Below are 5,190 nucleotides of genomic sequence, written 5' to 3' on the forward strand. Positions count from 1 at the left end.
GATTTGCTAGCTTCACTTTGTTCTTTGAACAATAGTGAAACTGTATGCGTTAGCTAATGTGATCGAAGCGCAGTAGCTACTTTTTTCTCGCCGTTTATTCAGGTTTAGAGAGCGAAACAAAACTGATTTTTAGTTTTGTTTCGCTCTCTTTCTTTATTTCCAGCCAAAAGCATCTGTCGGCAATTTTAAGTAATTTAGCCATTGATCATCTTTTAGGTTCAGAAGTGTGAGCGACAGACCATTTGTATTATACGCAGTCAAAAAGTTACCTATTTGCTTATAGGTCACAGGAATATCTTCGATTTCTAATAATTGCTGGACATCGTTCATGAAGATGCCCAGTTCAAGTAGCGGCGTGCCGCCTAGTCCGTTAACTAAAACAGCGGTATTTTTCAATTCACTTTTTGTATATTGCTGCGTTAACTTATTGACGAGTTCTATTGCGATCCGCTCCGAGGACTGCATTTTTTCGATGCGATAGCCTGGCTCTCCGTGGATACCGATACCAAAGTACATTTCGTCCTCCGCTAATGTATATTGTTGCGGGATGATCCCGATCGGTGAAGCCGGTGAAAAAGCCACACCAAGTGTTTTGATCAAAGGAATCAATGTTTCTCCTAGTGTTTGCAGCTCACCAAGTGTTTTCCCTTCTGCTGCAGCCGCTCCTAGGATCTTATGGACAAAAACAGTACCTGCCACTCCCCGACGCCTTTTTTCAAAGGTCCCGCTTTCGATGGAACAATCGTCATCTACAATGACATGAGAAATATGCAATCCTTTTTCTTTTGCCAGTCGTTCCGCTTCAAGGAAGCATGTTACATCTTTTTCAAAATTCTTGATGATCAATAACGTTCCGCATCCATTATACGTCTGCTCAATTGCTTGAAGGATTTCTGAACTGCTTGGCGGCTCAAAAATCGGTCCCATAACGGCACAATCCAACATGTTATCGCCAATATAGCCGACATGAGCTGGCTCATGTCCGCAGCCACCACCGCTGATCAATACAACTTTTTGTTCATTGATGATTTTTTTGGTGATGATGCCAGTTTCCGGCTGCCAATTTAGCTTGTCATTATAAGTATATGTTAATCCCGCGAGTAATTGCTGTCTTATTTGCCCGCTGGTGTTGATCAGTTGTTTCATGAGCAGTCGCTCCTTTATTGATATAGTCTGTTTCTATTATACGCTGAGTCCGCATTGAAAACTATCAAATTAATAAAGAATAAAATGAAAGCGGACACATTTGGTGTATTGTCCGTTGCAAGTTTTTGGATATGCGAGTATTGTAAACGTATACAAAAGGTGGATGTCGGTTACTAGTTTCGTTAGAATCAACCAAATAGGAGGAACATACTATGAAGAAAATCATCAATCAAGCACAAAACGTCGTTCCAGAAATGGTACAAGGCTTTGTTCGTGCACATCAAGAAATTATTCAGCAAGTACCAGACACATTTGTTTTGAAGCAAAAGGAAATTCAAAAGCAGGTTGCATTGATCAGCGGCGGTGGGAGTGGTCATGAGCCAGCTCATGCTGGCTTTGTTGGTTCTGGAATGCTGCAGGCAGCGGTATGCGGACAAGTATTTACTTCACCCACACCAGATCAAATTTTTGAAGGAATCAAGGCAATCGACCAAGGGCAAGGAGTTGTAATGGTCGTAAAAAATTATTCTGGTGACATCATGAATTTCGATATGGCAAAAGATCTGGCAGAAATGGAAGGGATCAAGGTCGGTACAGTCGTTGTAGATGATGATATCGCAGTAGAAGACAGTACGTATACACAGGGCAAACGCGGGGTAGCCGGAACGATTTTGGTGCATAAAATATTGGGTGCGGCAGCCCGTAACGGCGCTTCCGTAGAAGAACTAGTGACACTTGGTGAAAAAGTTGTCGAAAATTTAAAAACGATCGGTGTGGCATTAACAGGTGCAACTGTACCGGAAGTAGGAAAACCAGGATTTGTTTTAGCTGATGATGAGATCGAATTTGGTGTAGGTATCCATGGCGAACCCGGTTATAAACGTGAAAAAATCAAACCCTCGAAAGAAATGGCACAAGAATTGATTTCTAAACTGAAAACAGCTTTTGGCTGGAATGTAGGCGATCGTTTTGCAATTCTAGTGAATGGATTAGGCAGTACACCATTGATGGAGCAATACATTTTTTATGCTGATGCCATGCGTTTATTAGAGACAGATGGCGTTGAAGTTGCCTTTTCAAAAGTTGGAAACTATATGACTTCATTAGAAATGGCAGGACTTTCTGTTACGTTATTGAAAGTTGAAGATGAATGGATCGAAGCATTGAAAGAAGAAGTAGATACAGTTGCTTGGTGATGTAGAACAGTACAAGATGTAGTGAAGCGAAACGTTATTACTTATAAATCAAGGAGGTCATTCTATGTTTACAGTTGAAAATTTAAAGACAGCTTTACAGCTATTTAAAGACAAAATCGATAAAAATAAAGACTATTTGAGTGAACTTGATACGCCTATCGGTGATGGAGATCATGGGAATAATATGTCGCGGGGAATGGAAGCTGTCAGTGAGAGTCTTCAAGGTAAAGCTCCTGAAACGATCCAAGATGTATTCAAATTGACTGCAATGGCGTTGATCAGTAAAGTCGGAGGAGCTTCTGGTCCGCTCTATGGAACGGCTATGATGGAGATGGCAAAAGCTTCTGCAACAACTTCTGAAGCACTGCCTATTTTAGAAGCAGGTTTAGCTGGGATCGAAAAACGCGGCAATAGCCAACCGGGTGAAAAAACAATGCTTGATTTATGGGCGCCTGCGATCGAAGCTGTACGATCAGGAAATGTAACATTGGAAGATTTACAGTCAGCTGTAGATAAAACCAAAGATATCGTAGCAACAAAAGGACGTGCTTCTTATGTAGGAGAGCGTTCTGTCGGTCATATTGATCCAGGCGCGATGTCGAGTCTTTATTTTTTTGAATCATTAATGGAAGCAGGTGTTTTTAATGACTAGTGGTATCGTGATTGTTTCACATGTAAAGGAAATTGGAGAAGGTGTGGACCGTTTGATCAAAGAAGTCGCTAAAGACGTTCCGATCACTGTGGCAGCTGGCTTAGATCAGGGAGAAGTAGGAACATCCTTTGAAAGGATCATGGCAGCGTTTGAAGAAAATCCAGCACAGCAGCTCTTAGCTTTTTACGATTTGGGCAGTGCCAAAATGAATTTGGAGATGGCCATCGACATGACAGAAAAAGAAGTATTGTTATTTGATACTGCTTTGGTGGAAAGTGCGTATACAGCTGCCGCTTTATTACAAGTAGATACACCGCTAGAGGCTATTGAGGAGCAGTTAGTGCCCTTAAAAATAAAATAAGTTGAGGATAGGAGTTTTAGAATCATGAGAAAAGCATTTATTAGCCCCACAAAGTATGTTCAAGGTGAAGATGAGTTGTTGAATTTAGGATATTTTGTTACAACATTCGGTAAAAAAGCGTTATTGATCGCTCATCCAGAAGATGTGAAACGAGTCAAAGATAAGCTGGATAAAACAGCGGAAACATTCAATGTATCTTTTGTAGAAAGTAATTTCCATGGCGAAGCTTCACGAGTGGAGGTTGCTCGTTTACAAAAAGTAGCTGCCGAAAATGAGTGTGACTGTGTGATCGGCTTGGGTGGCGGTAAGGCGATCGATACGGCAAAATGTGTGGCTGAAGGCCACAATTTGATCATTGTTCCGACAATCGTTGCAACAGATGCACCAACAAGTCACTCTGCTGTTCTTTATACAGAAGATGGACAATTTGATGATTATGCTTATTTTGTTCAAAGTCCAAGTGTGGTCTTGATCGATACAGTGGTGATCGCAAATGCACCGACACGTTTCTTGGTTTCTGGTATGGGAGACGCGTTATCTACTTATTTTGAAGCAAGAGCAACACATAATTCTTATTCCAATGTCAATGCAGGTTTGCCGTGCGGCGCTCGTGAAGGGGTTTGTCCACCTGCTAAAGGAACAAATACTGCGTTGGCTTTAGCAAAATTATGCTATGAAACGATTTTAGAAGATGGGTTGAAAGCCAAAGAAGCATCAGACAATAACGTGGTGACTCCAGCATTGGAAAACATTATTGAAGCGAATATCTTACTTTCAGGTTTAGGCTTTGAAAGTGCTGGATTAGCAGCAATCCATGCAATTCATGATGGTTTGACGATTTTGCATGATGCTCATGGTGCCACACATGGGGAAAAAGTTGCATTTAGCACGATTTGTCAGTTAGTGTTGGAAAACGCACCAAAAGCAGAATTATATGAAGTGTTGGACTTCGCCTTATCCATTGGTTTGCCTGTTTGTTTAGCAGATTTAGGTGTAAAAGAAATTACAGATGCTGAATTGACAGAGGTGGCAGAAAAATCATGTATTCCAGAAGAATCCATTCATTCGATGCCGTTTCCGATTTCTGTTGAACAAGTAAAGGCAGCAATCATTGTTGCAGACAAGATCGGCAGTTCCTACAAACAACAAAGCAACTAGAGAGAGTTGGCTCTACTAAATCATATTAAAATAAACACGCTAGACTAAAAGGATCGCCTGTATTAGTTTAGCGTGTTTATTTTTTATGCCTACTTAGCCATTTTTTTCCACCGGATAAAGGTAAAAAAAGTAAGAATCAAAAGAAATAGCATTTCAATGATCTTTATAGTAGGAGAATCACTTTCCCCTGTCTTAGGCAACTGTGCTTTCGCCTGTGCTGGAGCAAGGGACGTATTCACAATTGCTGTATTTGAATTTGTTTTTGAATTGATTGGTGCTGGAGCTGAATTTTCTGTATATACATAAGAAATTATTTGAGTATGCTCATTGAAAGTAATATTTTTAGGCAATTGAGAAAAATCTAAGGAGTATCCTTCAATCGTTAGTTGATAGGTGTCTTTTAAAGTATCTAAAATATCTCCAATATTTCCGCTAACAACTTGAGATGAATGAATCTGTTTTCCATTTTGATCAAGGTACTGAATAGTAATATCACCAGCAGGAACAGGATTTTTTGTGTATACATAAGAAACAATTTGAGCAGTGTCAGTGAACGTGCCCGTCATATTAAAAGGAAGTTTCGAAGTATCTAAAGAATACCCGTCAATAGCTAACTGGTACTGATCTGTGGAAGCGTCAAAGGAATCGCCTACATTCCCATTGATAGTTTGAGCAGG

Annotated in this window: 6 protein-coding genes; 4 read left to right on the plus strand and 2 right to left on the minus strand. The window is 40.4% G+C overall.

The features are described 5' to 3' along the window. Positions 1-153: 153 nt before the first annotated feature. A complete protein-coding gene (locus H3T55_RS14845) occupies positions 154-1,146 on the minus strand; it encodes a dihydroxyacetone kinase subunit DhaK (protein WP_225535061.1) in 993 nt (330 codons plus the stop codon). Positions 1,147-1,358: 212 nt separating this feature from the next. On the opposite strand from H3T55_RS14845, the gene dhaK reads away from it, so the two are divergent. The 4 genes from dhaK (at position 1,359) to H3T55_RS14865 (ending at position 4,513) form a co-directional block, all read left to right on the plus strand. Further along, positions 1,359-2,342 (plus strand): dihydroxyacetone kinase subunit DhaK, encoded by a 984-nt coding sequence (gene dhaK / locus H3T55_RS14850; RefSeq protein WP_225535060.1) that lies wholly within the window; start codon positions 1,359-1,361, stop codon positions 2,340-2,342. Between the two features lie 64 nt (positions 2,343-2,406). Then, the gene (gene dhaL, locus H3T55_RS14855) at positions 2,407-2,994 is read left to right on the plus strand and encodes a dihydroxyacetone kinase subunit DhaL (RefSeq protein WP_087641669.1); all 588 of its coding nucleotides are present in this window, start codon (positions 2,407-2,409) and stop codon (positions 2,992-2,994) included. After that, positions 2,987-3,355: a dihydroxyacetone kinase phosphoryl donor subunit DhaM gene (gene dhaM, locus H3T55_RS14860; protein WP_087641670.1), complete on the plus strand. Its 369-nt coding sequence runs from the start codon at positions 2,987-2,989 to the stop codon at positions 3,353-3,355. Before dhaL ends, dhaM begins: the two co-directional genes overlap by 8 nt. 24 nt (positions 3,356-3,379) lie before the next feature. After that, positions 3,380-4,513, plus strand: a complete 1,134-nt coding sequence (locus tag H3T55_RS14865) for a glycerol dehydrogenase (protein ID WP_225535059.1) — start codon at positions 3,380-3,382, stop codon at positions 4,511-4,513. An 89-nt stretch (positions 4,514-4,602) separates the two neighbouring features. On the opposite strand, the gene H3T55_RS14870 is transcribed toward H3T55_RS14865, so the two are convergent. After that, positions 4,603-5,190 (minus strand): MucBP domain-containing protein (locus H3T55_RS14870; RefSeq protein WP_225550224.1); only part of this gene is annotated, 588 nt, incomplete at its 5' end.

Origin of the sequence: Enterococcus sp. S22(2020) (assembly GCF_020295385.1) — a bacterium.
GTDB lineage: Bacteria > Bacillota > Bacilli > Lactobacillales > Enterococcaceae > Enterococcus_L > Enterococcus_L dunnyi.